General features: G+C 38.9%; 20 protein-coding genes and 2 pseudogenes. 12 read left to right on the top strand and 10 right to left on the bottom strand.

Annotation, left to right across the window (positions count from 1 at the left end; genetic code table 11):
- Positions 1 to 23 precede the first annotated feature (23 nt).
- The 6 genes and pseudogenes from rfaC to GG9_RS00440 all read right to left on the bottom strand — a co-directional run bounded on the left by rfaC (position 24) and on the right by GG9_RS00440 (position 5,115).
- Positions 24 to 972, bottom strand: a pseudogene (rfaC, locus tag GG9_RS0109000) (lipopolysaccharide heptosyltransferase RfaC).
- Positions 969 to 1,874, bottom strand: coding sequence for a DMT family transporter (locus GG9_RS00420; RefSeq protein WP_005632801.1), 906 nt, complete (start codon positions 1,872 to 1,874; stop codon positions 969 to 971). Before GG9_RS00420 ends, rfaC begins: the two are co-directional and overlap by 4 nt.
- 28 nt (positions 1,875 to 1,902) lie before the next feature.
- Positions 1,903 to 2,487: a hypothetical protein gene (locus tag GG9_RS00425; protein ID WP_032825192.1), complete on the bottom strand. Its 585-nt coding sequence runs from the start codon at positions 2,485 to 2,487 to the stop codon at positions 1,903 to 1,905.
- A gap of 1 nt (position 2,488) precedes the next feature.
- A complete protein-coding gene (gene waaF / locus GG9_RS00430; RefSeq protein ID WP_032825191.1) occupies positions 2,489 to 3,547 on the bottom strand; it encodes a lipopolysaccharide heptosyltransferase II in 1,059 nt (352 codons plus the stop codon).
- Positions 3,548 to 3,632: 85 nt separating this feature from the next.
- Positions 3,633 to 4,559 (bottom strand): ADP-glyceromanno-heptose 6-epimerase, encoded by a 927-nt coding sequence (gene rfaD / locus GG9_RS00435; protein ID WP_005632797.1) that lies wholly within the window; start codon positions 4,557 to 4,559, stop codon positions 3,633 to 3,635.
- A 52-nt stretch (positions 4,560 to 4,611) separates the two neighbouring features.
- Positions 4,612 to 5,115: a protein disulfide oxidoreductase gene (locus tag GG9_RS00440; RefSeq protein ID WP_005632796.1), complete on the bottom strand. Its 504-nt coding sequence runs from the start codon at positions 5,113 to 5,115 to the stop codon at positions 4,612 to 4,614.
- Between the two features lie 108 nt (positions 5,116 to 5,223).
- On the opposite strand from GG9_RS00440, the gene deoC reads away from it, so the two are divergent.
- Positions 5,224 to 5,895, top strand: a complete 672-nt coding sequence (gene deoC, locus GG9_RS00445) for a deoxyribose-phosphate aldolase (protein WP_005632795.1) — start codon at positions 5,224 to 5,226, stop codon at positions 5,893 to 5,895.
- A 33-nt stretch (positions 5,896 to 5,928) separates the two neighbouring features.
- Here the strand turns inward: deoC and GG9_RS00450 are convergent, their stop codons facing one another.
- The gene (locus tag GG9_RS00450) at positions 5,929 to 7,458 is read right to left on the bottom strand and encodes a YifB family Mg chelatase-like AAA ATPase (protein WP_005632794.1); all 1,530 of its coding nucleotides are present in this window, start codon (positions 7,456 to 7,458) and stop codon (positions 5,929 to 5,931) included.
- Between the two features lie 114 nt (positions 7,459 to 7,572).
- Positions 7,573 to 8,190 carry a ribosome biogenesis GTP-binding protein YihA/YsxC gene (gene yihA / locus GG9_RS00455; RefSeq protein WP_005632793.1) on the bottom strand — a complete coding sequence of 206 codons (618 nt, stop codon included), beginning with the start codon at positions 8,188 to 8,190 and terminating at the stop codon, positions 7,573 to 7,575.
- A 104-nt stretch (positions 8,191 to 8,294) separates the two neighbouring features.
- On the opposite strand from yihA, the gene GG9_RS00460 reads away from it, so the two are divergent.
- Positions 8,295 to 9,161: a VirK/YbjX family protein gene (locus tag GG9_RS00460; protein WP_032825189.1), complete on the top strand. Its 867-nt coding sequence runs from the start codon at positions 8,295 to 8,297 to the stop codon at positions 9,159 to 9,161.
- Between the two features lie 123 nt (positions 9,162 to 9,284).
- Positions 9,285 to 10,238: a transaldolase gene (gene tal / locus GG9_RS00465; RefSeq protein ID WP_005626807.1), complete on the top strand. Its 954-nt coding sequence runs from the start codon at positions 9,285 to 9,287 to the stop codon at positions 10,236 to 10,238.
- 88 nt (positions 10,239 to 10,326) lie between these two features.
- Here tal and aspA read toward each other — a convergent pair whose 3' ends face one another.
- Together aspA and GG9_RS09790 are read right to left on the bottom strand one after the other, a co-directional pair.
- The gene (gene aspA / locus GG9_RS00470) at positions 10,327 to 11,745 is read right to left on the bottom strand and encodes an aspartate ammonia-lyase (RefSeq protein ID WP_005632791.1); all 1,419 of its coding nucleotides are present in this window, start codon (positions 11,743 to 11,745) and stop codon (positions 10,327 to 10,329) included.
- Between the two features lie 155 nt (positions 11,746 to 11,900).
- Positions 11,901 to 11,987, bottom strand: a pseudogene (locus GG9_RS09790) (urease accessory protein UreD); the annotation flags it as partial.
- A 290-nt stretch (positions 11,988 to 12,277) separates the two neighbouring features.
- Between GG9_RS09790 and GG9_RS00475 the strand changes: the two are divergent.
- The 9 genes from GG9_RS00475 to argH all read left to right on the top strand — a co-directional run bounded on the left by GG9_RS00475 (position 12,278) and on the right by argH (position 22,219).
- On the top strand, positions 12,278 to 12,568 hold the full coding sequence (locus tag GG9_RS00475; RefSeq protein ID WP_005629492.1) for a co-chaperone GroES: 291 nt from the start codon (positions 12,278 to 12,280) through the stop codon (positions 12,566 to 12,568).
- 19 nt (positions 12,569 to 12,587) lie between these two features.
- A complete protein-coding gene (gene groL / locus GG9_RS00480; RefSeq protein ID WP_005632790.1) occupies positions 12,588 to 14,231 on the top strand; it encodes a chaperonin GroEL in 1,644 nt (547 codons plus the stop codon).
- A gap of 109 nt (positions 14,232 to 14,340) precedes the next feature.
- Positions 14,341 to 14,889, top strand: coding sequence for a YecA/YgfB family protein (locus tag GG9_RS00485; protein WP_005632788.1), 549 nt, complete (start codon positions 14,341 to 14,343; stop codon positions 14,887 to 14,889).
- An 11-nt stretch (positions 14,890 to 14,900) separates the two neighbouring features.
- Positions 14,901 to 16,193 (top strand): Xaa-Pro aminopeptidase, encoded by a 1,293-nt coding sequence (gene pepP, locus GG9_RS00490; RefSeq protein ID WP_005632786.1) that lies wholly within the window; start codon positions 14,901 to 14,903, stop codon positions 16,191 to 16,193.
- 101 nt (positions 16,194 to 16,294) lie between these two features.
- Positions 16,295 to 16,720: a universal stress protein UspA gene (gene uspA / locus GG9_RS00495; protein WP_005629483.1), complete on the top strand. Its 426-nt coding sequence runs from the start codon at positions 16,295 to 16,297 to the stop codon at positions 16,718 to 16,720.
- Positions 16,721 to 16,907: 187 nt separating this feature from the next.
- Positions 16,908 to 19,532 carry an alanine--tRNA ligase gene (gene alaS / locus GG9_RS00500; protein ID WP_005632784.1) on the top strand — a complete coding sequence of 875 codons (2,625 nt, stop codon included), beginning with the start codon at positions 16,908 to 16,910 and terminating at the stop codon, positions 19,530 to 19,532.
- Between the two features lie 78 nt (positions 19,533 to 19,610).
- Positions 19,611 to 19,802, top strand: coding sequence for a carbon storage regulator CsrA (gene csrA, locus GG9_RS00505; protein WP_005632782.1), 192 nt, complete (start codon positions 19,611 to 19,613; stop codon positions 19,800 to 19,802).
- Positions 19,803 to 19,823: 21 nt separating this feature from the next.
- Positions 19,824 to 20,711: a UTP--glucose-1-phosphate uridylyltransferase GalU gene (gene galU / locus GG9_RS00510; protein WP_005632779.1), complete on the top strand. Its 888-nt coding sequence runs from the start codon at positions 19,824 to 19,826 to the stop codon at positions 20,709 to 20,711.
- Positions 20,712 to 20,845: 134 nt separating this feature from the next.
- A complete protein-coding gene (gene argH, locus GG9_RS00515) occupies positions 20,846 to 22,219 on the top strand; it encodes an argininosuccinate lyase (protein ID WP_005632777.1) in 1,374 nt (457 codons plus the stop codon).
- Positions 22,220 to 22,284: the final 65 nt, after the last annotated feature.

The raw sequence follows: 22,284 nt of genomic DNA, 5'->3' as shown, positions 1-22,284 counted from the left end.
TGCTCGCCAAATGCGAGCATTTTTTATGAAATAAAAGGGAACAATTGTGATAACACTTGTTCAGCTGAAATCTCTTTCATTGAACTTGCCGATAAGTAATGCTGATTTTTACCATAACAGCCAATCAATTTAGGATCCGTTGCGCCATAAAGCGTAATATTGGGCTTATCCAAAGCAGCTGTTAAATGACCTGTATCCACTGATACAACAGCCTTTGCATTTGCAAGCTGTTTTGCAAGCTCCGTTAAAGTTAATTTTGGCAATACAATCACTTTAGAATGAACTTGAGACAAACGCTCTGCTCGCTCTTTTTCTTGTTCATTCCCCCACGGCAAGCGAATTTCGTAATCAGAAAGTGCGGTAATTTTTTCAATCAATTTTTGCCATTCTAATTCTTCCCAATGCTTATCTGCCCGAGTTGTAGAATGAATGAATACCACATAGTTTTTTTCTGAAGTTTGATGAAGAAAATGGCGAGCAATACCATAGTCACCCTGAACCTGAGGTAATTCATAACCTAAACTTTGAGCAAAAAGCTGACGAATTCGTTCCACCGCATGCTGTTGATAAGAAATGGCATATTTTTTATCGTAGAAAAATGAAGCTATCGGCTCACGGATACTCTTGCGATCATGCCATGCTTAATGCCATTGGCTAAGGTGTCGCAAAAAAAACGCTCTTAAAAAGCCCTTGCGCATCAATCACAGCATCATATTGATTGGCTTGTAATAAAGTGCGGTAAGATTTCCATTCGTTTTTTGTTTGAGCTGAAAAAGGTGATTTTCGCCAGCGTCTTAAGGCAATTGGAATGATTTGATTCACTGCAGAATGCCAACGTGGGATTTCGGCAAAATTCTCTTCCACCACCCAATCAATAGATAAATTAGGAATAGCACGCTGTGCATCAGTCAATGCCGGCAAAGTATGAATCACATCGCCCATAGAGGAAGTCTTAATCACACATACTTTCATTTAATTAACCTTCTTCCCCAGTGCATAATTCCAAGCCCTGATACGGCTAAAATACCCCCAATAATTAAGGAGGAATCTACCTGTTCATTCAACCAAACGGCTGAAAATAAAATCCCTAAAATTGGCACAAGGATAATATAAGCCGAGGCATTGCCTGCCCCTAAGTGTTTCACACCATCAAAATACCACGCATAGGCTAATACTGTTGCACCAAATGCAAGACCAAGTAAACTAAACCATTGCGATCCATTTAATTGAAATACGGTTGCCCAATCTTCCGCACTTTCCGTCCATAATGCTGCCAACGTCAGCATGAAAAAACCAAAAGTAGAAGAAATCGTGGTAGCGGTGAGAGAATCAATTCCGATTAATACCTTACGAGCCAATAAAGTATAAGCAACCCAGCAAACTAAAGCACAAAGCAATAACATTTGACCGAATCCAAAATTTTGTAAGAGGTTAGTTGGATTCCCTTTTGTCATGGCTAACAAAGAACCGCTAATGGCAATAATCATCCCTAATACAACCCAGCGATTCCATTTTTCTTTAAATAATAAAATAGCAAAAAACATCGTAAAGACAGGATTAGAGGCAACGACCATCGTTCCTTGCCCTGCTGGAACATATTTCAAACCCCAAATAAAGAAAGTCGAATAACCAAAGATCCCAAGCAAAGCCGTTAATAATAATCCAAACCATTGGTTAGGACGAAGCTTTCTCACATAAATAAAGCGATTAGCCACATACAACCAAATCAACAATGGAACAATCGCGAACAAAAATCGTAAACTTGAAGCCACAAATGTCGGCATGGCTTGGGCAACCACTCGCCCCCAAGGCCAAGAAGCACCCCATAAAATCACCATTCCAATTAATTGTAAATGTATGCGTAGAGGGTTCATATCATTAACATATCCAGTTACGCCTTTTCTATTTACTTAAAGGCTCTGCTTGGTAAGCTTTTATTTTTTCTCGTAAAGCGGCTTCAAATGCTGCTCGATGAGCATCATCTTGAAAGGCTGAATGAGGAATTAAGAAAAACAAGCCTGTATCAACTCGAATCATTAAGTAACCATAATGATTTTCGATATGATGAATGTACCGATAATTATATAAAGTTTGGCAGAGCGCTATTTCAGAATATAAACCATCATCTTGAATACGTACGGTTCTCTTTTCTTGCTCTATTCTATTAAGTACTTGGCTTTGAATTGCTCGATTATTTAAATAAGGTCGAATTAAAACTGCGTATATAAATGCTAATAGAGAAATGACAAGTAATATATATCCCACATAATAAGCCAAAATATTTTCATAATAATCATAAAAATATTCAGACCAATCCATCATTACAAAGGCAATAAAACAGCTTGGAATCAGAAATAATAAATACAATAGGAAATCACCAATATGCATTATCTTACGAAATTTATTATGTTTATAAATATCACGACTTACTTTCCTAGCTACTTTAGAATAACTTTTATCTAATACAGGTTGATATGTAATTTCCATTTTATATTCCTTTTTTGTTAGCACTTAAAAGTGCGGTCAATTTTTCCAATACTTTTTCCGGCGTAATATCGATCAAACTTTGATGATATCCTTCAGCGCTGTCGGTGCTTTTACGCACTTTAATCAAATCGCCTTCAATTAAACGGATGATTTCTGCTTTATCGGATAGTGGAGGTGTGTACGTTGGGCTGGTTGGGCCGTAAAGCGCCACTAACGGACGATCAGTAGCAGCGGCAATGTGCATTAAACCACTGTCGTTACTCACGATCGCCGTGCAGTGAGCAATTAAATCCACCGCCTGATTCAGATTAGTTTGCCCCGCTAAATTTAAACAAAATGATTGTAGCTCGGCTGGTAATGCATTGCGAATTTGCTCTCCTGCTTCCACATCTTTTGGTGAACCAAATAATTCTACCGCATAGCCTTTTTCAATGAGCATTTCGGCCAATTTAGCATAATGATAATGTGGCCAACGTTTTGCAGGGCCAAATTCTGCGCCAGGACAAAAACCAATAATTGGACGCTCGCCTAAAAGTGCGGTTTGTTTTTCAAATTTTTTTAAGGTTTCAGCTTGTTGCGCTGGCTCAACCGTCAAATAGGGGTTCAAGATAGGAATATCATCAGCTTTTGGTACAGCATCTTTTTCAAAAGCTAATGCAACATAACGCTGCACCATCATTGGATAATCTTTTTTATTAGCTCGTAAATCATTCAATAAAATATAACGGCTTTCGCCTTTCCAACCACGACGATGAGCAATTTTTGCGAAGAAAGGAACAAACGCAGATTTCAATGAATTAGGCAAAATAATCGCCATGTCATATTGTTCACGCAAAGACTTTCCTAAACGATAACGCGTTCCCAATTCAAAGGCTCCGTGCCCTAATGGCATTTCAATCGCCTTACGCACTTCTGGCATACGGGCTAAAAGCGGCTTACACCAATTGGGTGCCATCACATCAATTTGGCAATGGGGATATTGCAGTTTGAGTTGTTGATACAAACTGTGCGACATCATCATATCGCCGACCCAAGACGGGCCAATAATTAGAATATTCATTTTCTGTCTTTCAGATAAAAGTGCGGTTAAAAATACCGAGATTTTTAACCGCACTTTGTTGATTGGAAGTAGGCAAACCTACGGTTTATTTTCTATTCAACCATGCCATATATTCAGTCACGCCTTCCGCGACTGTTTTGAATGGTTTATCGTAGCCTGTTGAACGAAGTTTAGTTAAATCAGCTTGCGTATATTCTTGATAACGAGATTTCAAATGCTCTGGGAATGGAATGGTTTCAATCTCGCCTTTTCCGTGGAATTTCACTACTGCATCAGCCACCGCACGGAAACTTTCTGCATTCCCTGTACCAAGATTGTAAATACCTGAAATACCATTTTGCCAACACCAAATATTCACTGCAGCCACATCGCCTACATAAACAAAATCACGGCGGAAGTGTTCGCTACCCGCAAATAATTTTGGATTTTCGCCTTTTAAGATTTGGTTATTCAAGTGGAATGCCACACTCGCCATAGAACCTTTATGATTTTCACGCGGCCCGTAAACATTGAAATAGCGGAAACCACATACTGGCGATTTCGCTTCTGGCAAAATGTTACGCACATATTGATCGAACAAGAATTTAGAATAGCCATAAACATTTAATGGGCCTTCGAATTCACGTTCTTCACGGAATACTTTGGTATCACCATAAGTTGCTGCGCTTGAGGCATAAAAGAAAGGGATTTCGCGGTCAAGGCAATAATGCAACAACTCTTTAGAATATTCGTAGTTGTTGTGCATAATGTATTTACCATCCCATTCCGTAGTCGCAGAACATGCTCCCTCGTGGAATACCGCATCAATATCGCCAAATTCGTCGCCCGCAATAATGGAAGCAATGAAATCTTCTTTATCACAATAATCTGCAATGTCTAAATCAACTAAATTGGCAAATTTTGTGCCATCTTTTAAGTTATCGACCACTAAAATATCTTTACGCCCTAAATCATTTAATGCTTTGACAATATTGCTGCCAATAAAACCTGCGCCACCTGTTACGATAATCATAATTCTGTCCTCTTTAAAATAAGTTTGCGTATTGTAATAGATTTTCTACCGCTTAGCCAAAAAACTCTGCGAAAAACAACCGCACTTTTAACCCCCAATAACTCGTTAAACCCGTCGTAACAAGATCCATTTTGCCTTTACTCAACAACACAATTGTGGGCGTCACATTAATTTGCCATTGTTGTGCAAGCTCGCCTTTCGGGTCATTCACTGTAGTGAAGTGGTAGTCATTTTTACTTAAATAATCATTTACGTCCGCCTCATTGCCTGAGCGTAACGCCACCGATACAACTTGATAACCTTCTTTTGCTAAAGAATTAATTGCTGGCGAAGTATAGCGACAATAACCACACCAAGTTCCCCAAAAATAAAGCAACGTCGCTTTATTTTGGTCAAGACTTTCAAGAGAGAACGTATTCCCTTGAAGATCTTGTAACGTGATTTTATTTATTTCCTCTGGCACCACAGGACGGCGAACAAAATCCAGTATGCTACTCATCACAATAAAAGTTAAAAAGAGGGATAATCCATTCTTAAGTAGTTTTTTAATCTTCATTTTCTTTATTCCTTATCGAATTGAGATGATTGTAATCAAGCATAAAAGTACAGTCAAAAACAAGGGATTTTGCTACAATAGGTAAAACATAAATAAAGGAGGAAAATTATGACACCGAATCAACTTGCTCAATATATCGATCACACTGCACTGACTGCAGAAAAAAATGAACAAGATATTTTGACACTCTGTAATGAAGCGATTGAACACGGATTTTATTCTGTATGTATCAATTCTGGTTATATTCCACTCGCTAAAGAAAAACTTGCTGGCTCAAATGTAAAAATTTGTACCGTAGTTGGCTTCCCTTTGGGGGCGAATTTAACCTCTGTAAAAACATTTGAAACACAAGAATCCATTAAAGCAGGTGCAGATGAAATTGATATGGTAATCAACGTAGGTTGGATAAAATCGCAAAAATGGAATGCAGTAAAACAAGATATTCAAGCGGTGTTTAATGCTTGTAATGGCACACCATTAAAAGTGATTTTAGAAACTTGTTTGCTCACTAAAGATGAAATAGTGAAAGCTTGCGAAATTTGTAAAGAAATCGGTGTGGCTTTTGTTAAAACATCAACAGGCTTCAATAAAGGTGGTGCAACTGTAGAAGATGTTGCATTGATGAAACAAACGGTCGGCAATATTGGTGTTAAAGCATCAGGCGGCGTGCGTGATACTGAAACGGCACTTGCAATGATTAAAGCAGGTGCAACTCGCATTGGTGCAAGTGCAGGCATTGCAATTATTAGCGGTACACAAGACATCCAAAGCACCTACTAATCCTTTCACGCGTGGTATTCTTTCCACGCGTTTTTACATATTCGACAATTTCTGCAACAAACGATCCATTGCTCGATAGCCCAAGGCCTCCGCTAAGTGCGGTTGAGAAATTTGTTGTTCTTCTTGTAGATCGGCAATGGTTCGAGATACTTTCAAAATACGATGATAAGCCCGAACAGAAAGCCCAAGTTTATTCAGTGCTTTTTCAAGGAAAAAGGCATCTTTATCGTTTAACTTGCAATCACGCTCAATCTCTTTACTGTTCAAATAAGCGTTAATTTTCCCCGCTCTTTCCATTTGAATCTCTCGCACTTTTAACACTTTTTTACGAACTTGCGCGCTGGTTTCGCCACGATCGCCCGTATTTTGTAAGCTACCTTGTGGCAATAAAGGCACTTCAATAGACAAGTCAAATCGATCTAAAAAGGGTCCTGAAAGTCGATTTAAATAACGCATAATTTGTTGCGGCGAAGTGCGGTTATGTGTTCCAGTATAATGACCTGTGGGGCTTGGATTCATCGCTGCCACCAATTGAAAACGAGCTGGAAATTGAATTTTTGCATTAGCACGAGAAATAATAATCTCACCACTTTCCAAAGGCTGACGTAGTGCATCCAATACTTTTCGCTCAAACTCTGGAAGTTCATCAAGAAAAAGTACGCCATTTGTTGCTAAGGATATTTCACCAGGTTTAGGGATCGTCCCACCACCAACTAAAGCTGGCATTGATGCACTATGGTGTGGGGCGCGAAAAGGACGTTGTTTCCAATTATGAAAATTTAACTCGTTTTGTACTAAACTCGTTACAGATGCCGTTTCAATCGCTTCTAAATCTGTCATTTCAGGTAAAAGCCCTGTTAATCGGCTAGCTAACATGGTTTTCCCTGTACCCGGAGGGCCAAGAAAGAGTAAATTATGCTGCCCTGCTGCGGCAATGGTCAATGCTCGTTTAGCATGCTGTTGTCCAATAATATCCGTTAAATCTAATGTATTTTTACCCGAAAAATTTACCGCACTTTCTTTCACAATTTCAGTGGCAAGAGGTAATTTTTCTTGACCATTGAGAAATTGCACTACGTCTAAAAGTGTTTGTGCAAAATAAGTATTTTGATCAGACACTAGCGAGGCTTCATTGGCATTTTGCCTTGCGATAATTAATTCTCGCTTTGACTTTTGTGCTGCAAGAATAGCGGGAATTACGCCGTGTACGCCACGTAATTGTCCCGTCAGTGCAAGTTCTGCCACAAATTCAAATTGCTTTAAGCGGCTCGCATCAAGCTGATCCGATGCTGCTAAAATCCCGATGGCAATAGGCAAATCAAATCGTCCGCCTTCTTTCGGTAAATCTGCTGGTGCGAGATTCACGGTAATGCGTTTGGCTGGGTATTTAAATTGTGCATTCATCAACGCACTACGCACCCGATCTTGTGCCTCTTTCACCGTTTTTTCGGGTAAACCAACAAGTGTAAATCCGGGTTTTCCGTTGCTTAAATGCACCTCAATAGTGACAAGCGGTGCTTGCACACCCATAGAAGCACGGCTGTAAACAATAGCAAGAGACATGATAATCCTTAAAGTGCGGTAAAAATGAAGACAGTTTTTGCACTATAAAAAAAGCACATAATGAAATCATTCATCATGTGCTTTTTTTGCGATCTAGATCGCAAAATTCATATTTTATTCCGCAAAAAGTGGCGAAAACCAAAAATCTAATTTCGCCGCAAGTTTATCAATACCAATTTTATTTTGTGCAGAAAAGGCTTCTACTTGTATATCGCCTTGAAAGGGAAGAATTGCTTCACGCACCATTTTTACTTGTTTACTACGTGCGCTTTGGCTCAATTTATCGGCTTTAGTAAGCAATAAAAGTACTGGTAAATCTGCTGAAACCGCCCATTCAATCATTTGTTGGTCAAGATCTTTAAGTGGATGGCGAATATCCATCAACACAACTAACCCTGCCAAACATTCGCGTTTTTGTAAATATTCGCCTAATGATTTTTGCCATTGAATTTTCATCTGCTCTGGCACGGCAGCATAACCATAGCCCGGTAAATCTACCAATTTACAATTTGGTTCTACTTCAAATAAGTTAATGAGTTGCGTGCGTCCCGGCGTTTTTGAGGTGCGAGCCAAGTTTTTTTGATTGGTTAATGCATTAAGTGCAGTTGATTTTCCTGCATTTGAACGACCCGCAAAGGCAATTTCAATGCCAGTATCTTCAGGAATGGAACGAATATTCGGCGCACTCGTTAAAAAGTGAGTTTTATGATAATTAAGTTTAATTTCAGACATAAGGATTCCTTTTAAAAATTGTGTTTAGAATAGCATAAATGGAAAATTTCCTGAAATTATGTCAAAATTCTCTCCGAAATTATAATCAACTAATGGCACTCCAGATGACAACAAAAACAACTTACCAATGGCCTCAATCTAAGGATCTTTATCCATATCGACCAGGGCGTTTTGATGCACCAAAACATTGGCGTTATAACTTACGTAGCTTTTTAAATCGTGGTTCAATTCGTCGCTTTGAACAATTTATCAATCAACATCCTTTTCTCGTCGATATTTTTAATACGCACTTGGATTATAGTTATCCCATTGCTTGTCGTTTTCTCGATAAACGTTTCAACGCTTCACAACGCTTTGATGCTGTTTGTGATAACCTTTTATTTTTACCCAAAAAACTTACCGCACTTTCTACGCCGTTATGGGAAAAGCCATTAAGTTTTGGCGAAGTCATTCCTGATTTTGAAATGACATTAAGCATGACAACCCATCAACCGATGGAAGGATATTGGGTATTGGAGCTATGGCATAAACCAAGAAATGAATTAGTCTATTTGCTTACCTTTGCCAAATTGGGCGATGCGTTGCTTATTGCTGTTGTACAAGGGCCAAATTTTGAAGGCTCAAAGGAAATGGTGAAACAACTAACCAAATCATGCCACGGTTTACGCCCAGCCTATTTAATGGTTGAAACCATGAAATCACTCACGAAAATCTTAGGCTACGATAAATTGCTTGGTATTCCGCAAAAATACCAAAATAAATCTCGGTTCATCCAAAGTAAACAATACACTGTAGACTATGATGCAATTTTTGGTGAATCGGGCGGAGAGTTAAAAGATTACTGGGAATTGCCTTTAGAAATGGATAGAAATCTGGATGATATTCCAAGTAAAAAACGTTCCATGTATCGTAAACGCTATGCCATGTTAGATGAAATAACTCTCACTATAAAAGACACTCTCAATCTTTAAAATAATGGCGCAGATCAACGCCTGCGCCTATTTTTTCTATCGAAAAATTTTTCCTTTTAAGATTAAATTTATGCTATCGTAGCCCACATTATTCATTCCATTTCACTCTAATAGGAGATACAAATGACAACTCAATTAGATTCACTTCGTCAAATGACCGTTGTGGTCGCAGACACCGGCGATATCGACGCGATTAAAAAATATCAACCACAAGATGCGACTACTAACCCATCATTAATTCTAAGCGCATCTGCACTTCCACAATATGCGCCATTAATTGATGAAGCTGTAGCTTATGCAAAAGCTCAAAGCAATGATAAAGCACAGCAACTTATTGATGCAGAAGATAAATTAGCAGTAAACATTGGTTTAGAAATTTTAAAAATCGTTCCAGGACGTATTTCTACTGAAGTGGATGCACGTCTTTCTTACAACACACAAGCAACGGTTGAAAAAGCGCGTAAACTAATCGCACTTTATAATGCAGCTGGCATCTCAAATGATCGTATTTTGATTAAAATCGCTTCAACATGGCAAGGTATCCGAGCTGCAGAAATCCTTGAAAAAGAAGGCATTAACTGTAACTTAACCTTATTATTCTCTGAAGCGCAAGCTCGTGCTTGTGCAGAAGCAGGCGTTTACTTAATTTCTCCATTTGTAGGTCGTATTTTAGACTGGTACAAAGCAAACTCCGACAAAAAAGAATATGCGCCAGCAGAAGACCCAGGCGTTATTTCTGTCACCAAAATCTACAATTACTACAAAGAATATGGCTACAACACCGTTGTGATGGGCGCGAGCTTCCGTAATGTAGGTGAAATTACTGAACTTGCAGGTTGCGATCGTTTAACCATTGCACCGGCATTACTGAAAGAATTACAAGAAAATTCAACCGCACTTGTACGCAAACTAGAATACAAAGGCGAAGTAAAAGCGAAACCACAACCATTAACAGAAGCTGAGTTCTACTGGCAACATAACAGCGATGCTATGGCTGTTGAAAAATTAGCAGATGGTATTCGTAAATTTGCTGTTGACCAAGAAAAATTGGAAACCATGCTTTCAGCAAAACTTTAATCCATCATTCAATATAAAAAAATAACCGCACTTTTGAGTAATCAAAGTGCGGTTATTTCCATTCAAGAACTGAATAAATAATTCAGATTTATTTATTTAATTTCGCTTTGTAAGTTGGATTCATTAAGTTTTCTACAGAAAGAATGTCATCTAATTGTTCTTCTGTTAATAAACCTTTTTCTAATACGACTTCACGTACACCTTTACCGGTTTGAGCACAGATTTTACCCACTAAGTCGCCATTATGGTGACCGATAAATGGATTTAAGTAAGTCACGATACCGATTGAGTTAAATACGTAGTTTTCACAAATTTCTTTGTTTACAGTAATACCGTCTACACATTTATCGCGTAAGTTCACACAAGCGTTCGTTAAGATATCAATAGATTCGAACATTGCTTGACCAATTACAGGTTCCATTACGTTTAATTGTAATTGACCAGCTTCAGATGCGAAAGTCACAGTGGTATCGTTACCAATTACTTTAAAGCATACTTGGTTCACCACTTCAGGAACAACTGGGTTTACTTTTGCTGGCATAATAGAAGAACCTGCTTGTAATTCAGGAAGATTAATTTCTTTTAAACCTGCACGAGGGCCAGAAGAAAGTAAACGCAAGTCATTACATACTTTAGAAAGTTTCACTGCAGTACGTTTTAATGCACCGTGAACCATGACATAAGCACCACAGTCAGATGTTGCTTCAATTAAGTTTTCTGCTGGTACGCAAGCTAATCCAGTCACTTCAGCAAGATGTTTTACAACTAATTCTGTATAGCCTTGTGGTGTATTTAAACCAGTACCGATTGCCGTTGCACCAAGGTTTACTTCAAGTAATAAACCTGCTGTACGTTTTAAGTTACGCACTTCTTCTTCAAGTAATACGGCGAAAGCTTTGAATTCTTGACCAACAGTCATTGGCACCGCATCTTGCAATTGGGTACGACCCATTTTTAAGATATTTGCAAACTCTTTTGCTTTATTATCAAAACCATCGTGTAAATATTGAATTTTATCGATCAATTTTAAGATGCTGTTATACACTGCAATACGGAAACCCGTAGGATACGCATCGTTGGTTGATTGGCTTGCATTAACGTGGTCCATTGGGTTAATCACGTTATATTCGCCTTTTTTATGGCCAATTTTTTCAAGCGCAAGGTTAGCAACCACTTCATTGGTATTCATATTGACAGACGTACCTGCACCACCTTGATATACGTCTGATGGGAATTGATCTAAGCATTTTCCAGTGGTAAGAATTTCATCACAAGCTGCTACAATCGCTTTTGCGATATCACTTGGAATTGCACCTAATTCACCATTGGCTAAAGCCGTTGCTTTTTTCACCATTACCATGCCACGTACAAATTCTGGTACGTCAGAAATGGTTACGTTAGAAATATTGAAATTTTCTACCGCTCTTAATGTATGAATACCCCAGTATGCATCTGCTGGTACATCACGTTCGCCGAGTAAATCTACTTCTTTTCTAAATTGAGTCATTTGAATCACCTTTTCTGGTTAGTTAATTTGACGCCATTATAGAAATTTTAAGGAGAAAAAACTTGACTGAGATCACATTTTCAAAAAATGCTCTCAAGAGATATTTTCATTTTTCAGATTAGTTTTTTTAGGGGAAAATAAGTTATCTATCAATCTTACGCAGCTTTTAACTGCTCACCAATTTTCTCAAACAGATTCTGAATTTGCTCTGCTCTATGCCCTAACACTCGCACGGTACAACCTGATTACATCATCAACGGTTAAAAGTGTTGACTCATAAAAAATCTGCACCTCAATTGTTGGTTTGTTGAGTCCAACTTTTGGGGGCAGATCACTTTTCTTGTTCTCTTGATGTTAAGTGCATATCTTCATTCCTTCATTTATTTATCGCACAAGGAGCGCCGAATTTTACGTAAAAAACCCAAATAGGAAAAACATTTTGTCAGAATTTTTTTATTCGTAGCCCTTGAAAGCGAAAAAATCCTCCTTATATAAAAACCGCACTTACAAATTCTTAAGAAGGAAATTAATCATGAATATTCGTCCTTTACACGATCGTGTAATTATTAAACGTGAAGAAGTCGAAACTCGTTCAGCTGGCGGTATCGTATTAACTGGCTCAGCAGCGACTAAATCCACCCGTGCGAAAGTATTGGCAGTGGGTAAGGGTCGTATTTTGGAAAATGGCACCGTTCAACCATTAGATGTGAAAGTTGGCGATACCGTCATTTTCAACGACGGTTACGGCGTGAAAAGCGAAAAAATCGATGGTGAAGAAGTATTAATCATTTCTGAAAATGACATCTTAGCAATTGTAGAATAATTAAATAAGGGAAAAGAAAATGGCAGCAAAAGACGTAAAATTTGGTAACGACGCACGCGTAAAAATGCTTAAAGGCGTGAATGTATTAGCCGATGCAGTAAAAGTAACCCTTGGCCCGAAAGGTCGTAATGTAATTTTAGATAAATCATTTGGCGCACCAACTATCACGAAAGACGGAGTATCTGTTGCTCGTGAAATCGAATTAGAAGATAAATTCGAGAACATGGGTGCACAAATGGTGAAAGAAGTGGCATCTAAAGCAAATGACGCTGCAGGTGACGGTACAACCACTGCAACTGTACTTGCGCAAGCTATCGTAAATGAAGGATTGAAAGCAGTAGCGGCAGGCATGAATCCAATGGATTTAAAACGTGGTATTGATAAAGCAGTAAGTGCGGTTGTTTCTGAGCTTAAAAATTTATCTAAACCTTGTGAAACAGCAAAAGAAATTGAACAAGTAGGGACTATTTCTGCAAACTCTGACAGCATTGTGGGTCAATTAATCTCACAAGCTATGGAAAAAGTGGGCAAAGAAGGGGTAATTACTGTTGAAGATGGTACGGGTCTTGAAGATGAATTAGATGTGGTTGAAGGTATGCAATTCGACCGTGGTTACCTTTCTCCATATTTCATCAACAAACCAGAAACTGCAACCGTTGAATTAGATAATCCATATCTTCTTCTTGTTGATAAAAAAATCTCTAACATCCGTGAATTACTTCCAGTGTTAGAAGGTGTTGCGAAAGCAGGTAAACCGTTATTAATCATTGCTGAAGATGTGGAAGGCGAAGCACTTGCAACCTTAGTGGTGAACACTATGCGCGGTATCGTGAAAGTTGCAGCCGTGAAAGCGCCAGGTTTTGGTGATCGTCGTAAAGCGATGTTACAAGATATTGCGATCTTAACTGCAGGTACTGTGATTTCTGAAGAAATCGGTATGGAGCTTGAAAAAGCGACATTAGAAGATTTAGGTCAAGCGAAACGTGTTGTTATCAATAAAGATAACACAACCATTATTGATGGTATTGGTGATGAAGCACAAATCAAAGGTCGCGTAGCTCAAATTCGTCAACAAATTGAAGAATCAACTTCTGACTACGATAAAGAAAAACTTCAAGAACGCGTGGCTAAATTAGCTGGCGGTGTGGCTGTAATCAAAGTAGGCGCGGCAACTGAAGTTGAAATGAAAGAGAAAAAAGACCGTGTGGATGATGCGTTACACGCAACTCGTGCCGCAGTTGAAGAAGGTATCGTTGCGGGTGGTGGCGTTGCATTAGTTCGCGCAGCAGCGAAAGTTGCAGCAAGCCTAAAAGGTGATAACGAAGAACAAAATGTGGGTATCAAACTTGCATTACGTGCGATGGAAGCACCTTTACGTCAAATCGTCACTAACGCAGGTGAAGAAGCTTCAGTTGTGGCAAGTGCGGTTAAAAATGGCGAAGGAAACTTTGGTTATAACGCAGGGACAGAACAATACGGCGATATGATCGAAATGGGTATCTTAGATCCAACTAAAGTAACTCGTTCTGCATTGCAATTTGCGGCGTCTGTAGCAGGCTTAATGATTACCACTGAATGTATGGTAACCGAGCTTCCAAAAGATGAAAAAGCTGACCTAGGCGCAGGTATGGGCGGTATGGGTGGCATGGGCGGAATGATGTAATTCGCTCATCATCAGATAAAAAGTGCGGTCGTTTTTCCACAAGGAAAAGCGATCGCTTTTTTATTTACAAAGGTTTACACTAATTTCAAATTTACTCAGGACATCTATTATGCTCATTTCTCACTCCGACCTTAACCAACAACTTAAATCTGCTGGAATCGGCTTTAATGTAACAGAACTACACGGTTTTTTAAGCGGTTTACTTTGTGGTGGCTTAAAAGATCAAAGTTGGCTACCGCTCTTATATCAATTCAGCAATGATAATCACGCTTACCCAACCGCATTAGTTCAACCCGTTACAGAACTTTATGAAAAAATTAGTCAAACCTTATCAGATGTTGAAGGATTTACCTTTGAACTTGGTTTAACCGAAGATGAAAATATCTTTACACAAGCGGATAGCCTATCTGACTGGGCAAACCAGTTCTTACTTGGTCTTGGCTTAGCACAACCTGAATTAGCAAAAGAAAAAGGCGAAATTGGCGAAGCCGTAGATGATCTACAAGATATTTGCCAACTTGGTTATGATGAAGACGATAACGAAGAAGAACTTGCGGAAGCGCTAGAAGAAATTATTGAATATGTTCGCACCATTGCAATGTTGTTCTATTCTCATTTCAACGAAGGAGAAATTGAGAGCAAACCTGTATTACATTAAGGAGATCTAGGATGGAATTGGCTTATATGGCTGAATTGCCTAAAGAAGAATTTTGGGAACGCCGCACACGAGTATTTGCTCAAATGCAACCTAATTCGGCATTATTGCTTTTTTCTGAAATCGAAAAACGCCGTAATAATGATTGTTCCTATCCTTTCCGTCAAGATAGCTATTTTTGGTATTTAACAGGCTTTAATGAACCGAATGCAGCACTGTTATTACTGAAAACAGAACAAGCAGAAAAAACCATTATTTTTCTCCGTCCACGCGATCCGTTACTTGAAACTTGGAATGGTCGCCGATTAGGTGTTGAGCGCGCACCACAACAACTTAATGTGAATGAAGCCTATTCTATTGAAGAGTTCGCTACCGTACTGCCAAAAATACTGAAAAATTTGACCGCACTTTACCATGTGTCAGAAATTCATACTTGGGGTGATAAATTAGTGACAGAAAGTGCGGTGAATTTTAGCGAGATTATAGATTGGCGACCAATGCTCAGCGAAATGCGCCTTATAAAATCGCCTAATGAAATCCGATTAATGCAACAAGCGGGACAAATTACGGCTCTAGGGCATATTAAAGCAATGCAAACAACACGTCCAAATCGCTTTGAATATGAAATTGAAAGCGATATATTGCATGAATTTAATCGCCATTGTGCCAGGTTTCCTTCTTACAATTCCATTGTTGCAGGGGGAAATAACGCCTGTATTTTGCACTACACAGAAAATGATCGCCCATTAAATGATGGGGATTTAGTGCTCATTGATGCTGGCTGTGAATTTGCCATGTATGCGGGCGATATTACCCGCACTTTTCCTGTAAATGGAAAATTTAGTCAGCCTCAACGTGAAATTTACGAGTTAGTTTTAAAAGCCCAAAAACGTGCGATTGAATTACTTATACCTGGCAATTCCATTAAGCAAGCCAATGATGAAGTCATTCGTATCAAAACCCAAGGATTAGTCGATTTAGGTATATTAAAAGGTGATGTCGATACACTCATTCAACAACAAGCTTATCGCCAATTTTATATGCATGGATTAGGGCACTGGCTAGGGTTAGATGTGCATGATGTAGGTAGCTATGGCCAAGATAAACAACGGATACTCGAAATCGGCATGGTGATTACCGTTGAGCCTGGTATTTATATTTCAGAAGATACTGATGTGCCAGAGCAATACAAAGGTATTGGCGTACGCATTGAGGACAATTTACTCATGACTGAATATGGTAATAAAATCCTAACCGCAGCGGCCCCTAAAGAAATTGCAGACATTGAAAATTTAATGAATTTTTAATAAAAATGTTTAAATTGTGATCTAGTACACAGTTTCTTATTGCTCAAAATGTTAGCATTAGAGCCAGTTAAAAGCCGAACCAATCAGTTAAGGAGTCGATTATGTACAAACACGTTTTAGTGGCAGTAGATCTTTCTGAAGAGAGTCCTGTTTTACTTAAAAAAGCAGTTGGGGTTGCAAAACGCCACGAAGCAAAACTTTCTATCATCCACGTTGATGTGAACTTTTCGGATCTTTACACTGGATTGATTGATGTGAATATGTCTTCAATGCAAGACAGAATTTCCACGGAAACACAAAAAGCCTTATTAGATTTAGCTGAAAGTGCAGATTATCCAATTTCAGAAAAATTGAGTGGCAGTGGTGATTTAGGACAAGTTCTAAGTGATGCTATCGAACAATATGATGTAGATTTATTAGTGACGGGACATCACCAAGACTTTTGGAGTAAGTTAATGTCTTCAACACGTCAAGTAATGAATACGATTAAAATTGATATGTTGGTTGTTCCGCTTAGAGATGAATAATTAACAAGAAATTGTTTTTTGAATAATCTGAAATAACTTAAATTTTAACCGCACTTCTCAAATAGCGTCGTGAAGTGCGGTTTTATTTTGGGGTTTTGGCAAAAAGCCTTTTTATAAATTTCAAAAATATGCAAAAATAGAGCGATTTAGTTTTTATTTTTATTATGGGTAACAAGGATTCTTTTTAATGAAAACAACAGCAGAAATAAGACAATCATTCCTTGACTTTTTCCATAGCAAAGGCCACCAAGTAGTTGAGAGTAGCTCACTTGTGCCGGAAAATGATCCGACTTTGCTTTTCACGAATGCTGGGATGAACCAATTTAAGGATGTATTCCTTGGAATGGATAAACGTCCTTATTCTCGTGCAACCACTGCACAGCGTTGCGTACGCGCAGGCGGTAAACATAACGATTTAGAAAACGTGGGTTATACCGCACGTCACCATACATTCTTTGAAATGTTAGGAAACTTCAGCTTCGGTGATTATTTCAAACACGATGCGATTAATTTTGCTTGGGAATATTTAACCTCCCCACAATGGCTCGGTTTACCTAAAGAAAAACTATGGGTAACCGTGTATGAAACCGATGACGAAGCCTACAATATCTGGAATAAAGAAGTCGGTGTTCCTGCTGAACGCATTATTCGCATTGGTGACAATAAAGGCGCACCTTACGCATCAGACAACTTCTGGGCAATGGGCGATACGGGTCCTTGCGGTCCTTGTACTGAAATTTTCTACGATCACGGTGAGCATATTTGGGGCGGACCTCCAGGCTCACCAGAAGAAGATGGCGACCGCTATATCGAAATCTGGAACGTTGTGTTTATGCAGTTCAACCGTTTAGCAGATGGCACAATGGAAAAATTACCACGACCATCGGTTGATACCGGGATGGGATTAGAGCGTATTTCTGCTGTATTACAACATGTTAACTCAAACTATGAGATTGATATTTTCAAAACATTAATCGCAAAAACGGCTGAAGTTGTAGGCACAACAGATTTAAGTAATAAATCATTACGTGTTATTGCTGACCATATTCGTTCTTGTGCATATTTAATCGCAGATGGCGTTATTCCATCAAATGAAGGCCGTGGTTATGTATTACGTCGTATTATTCGCCGCGCAGTTCGTCACGGTCACTTATTAGGTGCCAAAGAAGCCTTTTTCTATAAACTCGTGCCAACTCTAATTGAAGTAATGGCAGAAGCAGGCAAAGACGTAAAAGCAAAACAAGTAAATGTTGAAAAACTATTACGTCTAGAAGAAGAACAATTTGCTCGCACTCTAGAACGTGGGTTGAGCTTATTAGATGAAGCCCTTGCTCAAGTGAAAGATGGCGTTCTTTCAGGTGAAGTTGCATTCAAACTGTATGACACCTATGGTTTCCCATTAGATTTAACGGCTGATGTATGTCGTGAGCGCAATATCACTATTGATGAACAAGCGTTTGACCGTGAAATGGAAGCACAACGTACTCGTGCTCAAGCAGCGAGCCAGTTTGGTGTGGACTACAACAGCGTTATTCGCGTAGATGGTGAAACTAAGTTTGAAGGCTATACTGAAGTCGAATCTCAAGCAAAAATCACCGCACTTTTCTATGATGGTAAATCAGTAGAAAGTATCGAAGCGGGTCAAAGTGCGTTCGTTATTTTAGAAAATACGCCGTTTTATGCAGAATCAGGTGGCCAAATTGGCGATAGCGGATATTTAAGCGCACAAGGAATGACCTTTAATGTTAAAGATACCCAAAAATATGGGCAAGTATTTGGACACATTGGAGAATTAACGCAAGGAAGTTTGAAAGTTGGACAATCGGTGAATGCTATTGTGGATGCAGAACGTCGCCACAACACATCACTCAATCACTCAGCAACACACTTATTGCACGCAGCCTTACGTCAAGTTTTAGGTCAGCATGTTGTGCAAAAAGGATCACTTGTTTCAGATAAAGCCTTGCGTTTTGACTTCGCTCAACCTGAAGCAATTACAAAAGAACAATTAACTCAAATTGAAACATTAGTAAACCAAAAAATCCGTGCTAACTTCCCTGTTCAAACGGATATTATGGACATTGATTCAGCAAAAGCTAAAGGGGCAATGGCGCTCTTTGGCGAGAAATATGGTGATAAGGTTCGCGTATTAACCATGGGCGATTTCTCAATTGAGCTTTGTGGTGGTATTCACGCAAAACGCACTGGGGATATTGGTCTATTTAAAATTATTACTGAAAGTGCAGTGGCGGCAGGCGTTCGTCGTATTGAAGCTGTAACAGGTGAAAATGCGATTGAGTGGTTACATAATCAACAACGTATTCTAACCCAAAGCGCGGACTTATTAAAATCAGACGTAAATACCTTAGCGGAAAAAATCCAGCAACTTCAAGACAAAGCGAAGAAAGTGGAAAAAGAATTGCAAGGTCTGAAAGAAAAAGCCGCAATGCAGGCTGGTTCTGATTTTGTAAAAAGTGCGGTGAAAATTAATGGTGTTTCTGTTATCGCACAACAATTAGACGGCATAGAAACAAAATCATTACGTGTGATGGTCGATGATTTAAAAAATCAACTCGGCTCAGGCGTAATCGCATTCGCATCGTTCTTAGATGAAAAAGTCAACCTTGTCGTTGGTGTAACAAACGATTTAACTACCAAAGTAAAAGCTGGAGAGCTCGTTAATTTAATGGCTCAACAGGTCGGGGGTAAAGGCGGTGGTCGTCCGGATATGGCAATGGCAGGAGGTTCCCAACCAGAAAATGTGGCACAAGCAATTAAAGTGGCACAAGACTGGTTAAACAAAAATCTGTAGTACAAGCTGGTTGGTGGGATGCCAACCCTTCCTTGATTGATAGGGATATCTAATAAATGCAAACTAAGGAGATAAAAGATGTTAATCTTAACTCGTAAAGTTGGCGAAAGTGTACTTATTGGAGATGATATTTCTATCACGGTTTTGAGTGTACGTGGAAACCAAGTTAAACTCGGTGTTGAAGCGCCTAAAGAAGTATCCGTTCACCGAGAAGAAATTTACCAACGAATTAAACAAACGAAAGATGAACCCTATTTAGGTTCCTCTTAGTTAAACAATGGATATGATAATATGAAAGCAATTATTCCTGTCGCCGGTCTTGGCACACGTATGTTGCCCGCCACGAAGGCGATTCCGAAGGAAATGCTCACTTTGGTGGATAAACCGTTAATTCAATACGTGGTAAATGAATGTGTAGCTGCTGGCATAAAAGAAATTGTGCTGGTAACACATTCATCAAAAAATGCTATCGAAAACCATTTTGATACATCTTTTGAATTAGAAACGATGCTGGAAAAACGTGTGAAGCGTCAGCTTCTAGAAGAAGTTCGTTCTATCTGTCCGAAAAATGTAACCATTATGCACGTTCGTCAAGGTAATGCGAAAGGCTTAGGTCACGCCGTGTTATGCGGTCGTCCTTTAGTAGGAAATGAATCTTTTGCCGTTATGTTACCAGATGTATTATTAGCTGAATTTAGTGCAGATCAGAAAAAAGAAAATCTTGCTGCAATGATTCAACGCTTTAATGAAACTGGCGCAAGCCAAATTATGGTAACCTCAGTTCCGCAAGAAAATGTGAGTAGCTATGGTGTTGCAGATTGTGGTGGCATTGAGCTTAATGGCGGTGAAAGTGCAAAAATTAATAGTATTGTTGAAAAACCTTCTATTGAAGACGCACCATCAAATCTTGCTGTAGTTGGGCGTTATGTTTTTTCAGCAGCAATTTGGGATTTGTTGGAAAAAACACCAATTGGTGTTGGCGATGAAATCCAATTAACTGATGCTATTGATATGCTAATTGAAAAAGAAACTGTTGAAGCATTTCATATGACTGGGGAAACTTTTGATTGTGGCGATAAAATTGGCTATATGGAAGCTTTCGTAGAATATGGTATTCGTCACGAAAAATTAGGTAAAGAATTTAAATCCTTTATCAAAAATTTGGCGAAAACCCTATAAATAGCACCAATATAGATAAAATGGACAAAATGAGAGGTTTTGTCCATTTTTGTTTTATTATTAATATAGAATATTGCTTTATGCATAAATATGCATAATAATAGAATAATTAATTAAAATAAAAAGGAAAGATTATGGCACTTTGGGGTGGGCGTTTTACGCAGGCAACGGATAAACGTTTTAAAGATTTTAATGACTCGTTACGTTTTGATTATCGTTTGGCAGAACAGGACATTCAAGGCTCAATTGGTTGGTCCAACGCCTTGATGAAAGTCAATGTATTAACTATCGAAGAACAGCATCAACTTGAACAAGCACTAAATGAATTACTTATTGAAGTGCGGTCAAATCCGCAAGCAATTTTACAAGATGATGCTGAAGATATTCATAGTTGGGTTGAAAGTAAGCTAATTGATAAAGTAGGCAACCTTGGTAAAAAATTACATACCGGCCGTAGTCGTAACGATCAAGTGGCTGTAGATATAAAACTATGGTGCAAACAACGTGTGGTTGAATTACAAGAATCAGTACGTAATTTGCAACGCCATTTAGTTCAAACCGCAGAAAACACACAACAAGCAGTAATGCCTGGCTATACCCATTTACAACGAGCGCAACCAATCACTTTTGCGCATTGGTGTATGGCATATGTAGAAATGTTCGAGCGTGACTATTCACGTTTAACAGATGCGTATAATCGTATGAATACCTGTCCACTTGGTAGTGGTGCGCTGGCGGGTACGGCTTATGCTGTAGATCGTGATTCACTTGCGCACGATCTTGGTTTTACTTTTGCGACTAGAAATAGCTTAGATAGCGTCTCTGACCGCGATCATATCGTAGAATTGCTTTCCATCGCCTCCCTCAGTATGGCCCATCTTTCCCGCTTTGCTGAAGATATGATTATCTTTAACAGCGGAGAGGCAAATTTCGTGGAACTATCTGATCGTGTGACTTCTGGCTCATCATTAATGCCACAAAAGAAAAATCCTGATGCATGTGAGTTAATTCGAGGCAAAGCAGGTAGAGTGATTGGCTCATTAACAGGCATGCTAGTCACCTTAAAAGGTTTGCCACTTGCGTATAATAAAGATATGCAAGAAGACAAAGAAGGTATTTTTGATGCCCTAGATACTTGGCAAAACTGTGTGGACATGGCAACTTTCGTATTAGATGAATTGAAAGTAAATGTTGAACGTACTCGTGAAGCGGCGCTAAAAGGCTATTCAAACGCAACTGAATTAGCAGATTATTTGGTTTCTAAGGGCGTACCTTTCCGAGATTCCCATCATATCGTGGGTGAAACGGTTGTTTATGCAATCGAGAAAGGCAAAGGATTAGAAGATCTTACTATCCCTGAATTCCGCCAATTTAGTGAAGTAGTGGGAGATGATGTTTACGAGATTCTTTCTCTCCAATCTTGTTTAGACAAACGTTGTGCAAAAGGTGGTGTATCGCCATTGCGTGTTGCCGAAGCTATTGCAGAAGCCAAAACAAGATTTACTTAATCATATTTTAACACGCATATCACAATTGGATTTCACAAGACTCCCTTGCAATCCACTGAATAGCC

It is taken from the genome of Haemophilus haemolyticus M19501, assembly GCF_000222025.1.
Classification (GTDB): domain Bacteria; phylum Pseudomonadota; class Gammaproteobacteria; order Enterobacterales; family Pasteurellaceae; genus Haemophilus; species Haemophilus haemolyticus_G.
The sequence above is the reverse complement of the archived record's forward strand: the minus strand, read 5'-3'. Positions and strand labels throughout refer to the sequence as shown.

What these genes read in the sequence shown, in the direction of transcription:
- GG9_RS00420 (WP_005632801.1), bottom strand. Translation starts at nt 1,874, where the DNA reads ATGAACCCTCTACGCATACATTTACAATTAATTGGAATGGTGATTTTA.
- GG9_RS00425 (WP_032825192.1), bottom strand. Translation starts at nt 2,487, where the DNA reads ATGGAAATTACATATCAACCTGTATTAGATAAAAGTTATTCTAAAGTA.
- waaF (WP_032825191.1), bottom strand. Translation starts at nt 3,547, where the DNA reads ATGAATATTCTAATTATTGGCCCGTCTTGGGTCGGCGATATGATGATG.
- rfaD (WP_005632797.1), bottom strand. Translation starts at nt 4,559, where the DNA reads ATGATTATCGTAACAGGTGGCGCAGGTTTTATTGGCAGCAATATTGTC.
- GG9_RS00440 (WP_005632796.1), bottom strand. Translation starts at nt 5,115, where the DNA reads ATGAAGATTAAAAAACTACTTAAGAATGGATTATCCCTCTTTTTAACT.
- deoC (WP_005632795.1), top strand. Translation starts at nt 5,224, where the DNA reads ATGACACCGAATCAACTTGCTCAATATATCGATCACACTGCACTGACT.
- GG9_RS00450 (WP_005632794.1), bottom strand. Translation starts at nt 7,458, where the DNA reads ATGTCTCTTGCTATTGTTTACAGCCGTGCTTCTATGGGTGTGCAAGCA.
- yihA (WP_005632793.1), bottom strand. Translation starts at nt 8,190, where the DNA reads ATGTCTGAAATTAAACTTAATTATCATAAAACTCACTTTTTAACGAGT.
- GG9_RS00460 (WP_032825189.1), top strand. Translation starts at nt 8,295, where the DNA reads ATGACAACAAAAACAACTTACCAATGGCCTCAATCTAAGGATCTTTAT.
- tal (WP_005626807.1), top strand. Translation starts at nt 9,285, where the DNA reads ATGACAACTCAATTAGATTCACTTCGTCAAATGACCGTTGTGGTCGCA.
- aspA (WP_005632791.1), bottom strand. Translation starts at nt 11,745, where the DNA reads ATGACTCAATTTAGAAAAGAAGTAGATTTACTCGGCGAACGTGATGTA.
- GG9_RS00475 (WP_005629492.1), top strand. Translation starts at nt 12,278, where the DNA reads ATGAATATTCGTCCTTTACACGATCGTGTAATTATTAAACGTGAAGAA.
- groL (WP_005632790.1), top strand. Translation starts at nt 12,588, where the DNA reads ATGGCAGCAAAAGACGTAAAATTTGGTAACGACGCACGCGTAAAAATG.
- GG9_RS00485 (WP_005632788.1), top strand. Translation starts at nt 14,341, where the DNA reads ATGCTCATTTCTCACTCCGACCTTAACCAACAACTTAAATCTGCTGGA.
- pepP (WP_005632786.1), top strand. Translation starts at nt 14,901, where the DNA reads ATGGAATTGGCTTATATGGCTGAATTGCCTAAAGAAGAATTTTGGGAA.
- uspA (WP_005629483.1), top strand. Translation starts at nt 16,295, where the DNA reads ATGTACAAACACGTTTTAGTGGCAGTAGATCTTTCTGAAGAGAGTCCT.
- alaS (WP_005632784.1), top strand. Translation starts at nt 16,908, where the DNA reads ATGAAAACAACAGCAGAAATAAGACAATCATTCCTTGACTTTTTCCAT.
- csrA (WP_005632782.1), top strand. Translation starts at nt 19,611, where the DNA reads ATGTTAATCTTAACTCGTAAAGTTGGCGAAAGTGTACTTATTGGAGAT.
- galU (WP_005632779.1), top strand. Translation starts at nt 19,824, where the DNA reads ATGAAAGCAATTATTCCTGTCGCCGGTCTTGGCACACGTATGTTGCCC.
- argH (WP_005632777.1), top strand. Translation starts at nt 20,846, where the DNA reads ATGGCACTTTGGGGTGGGCGTTTTACGCAGGCAACGGATAAACGTTTT.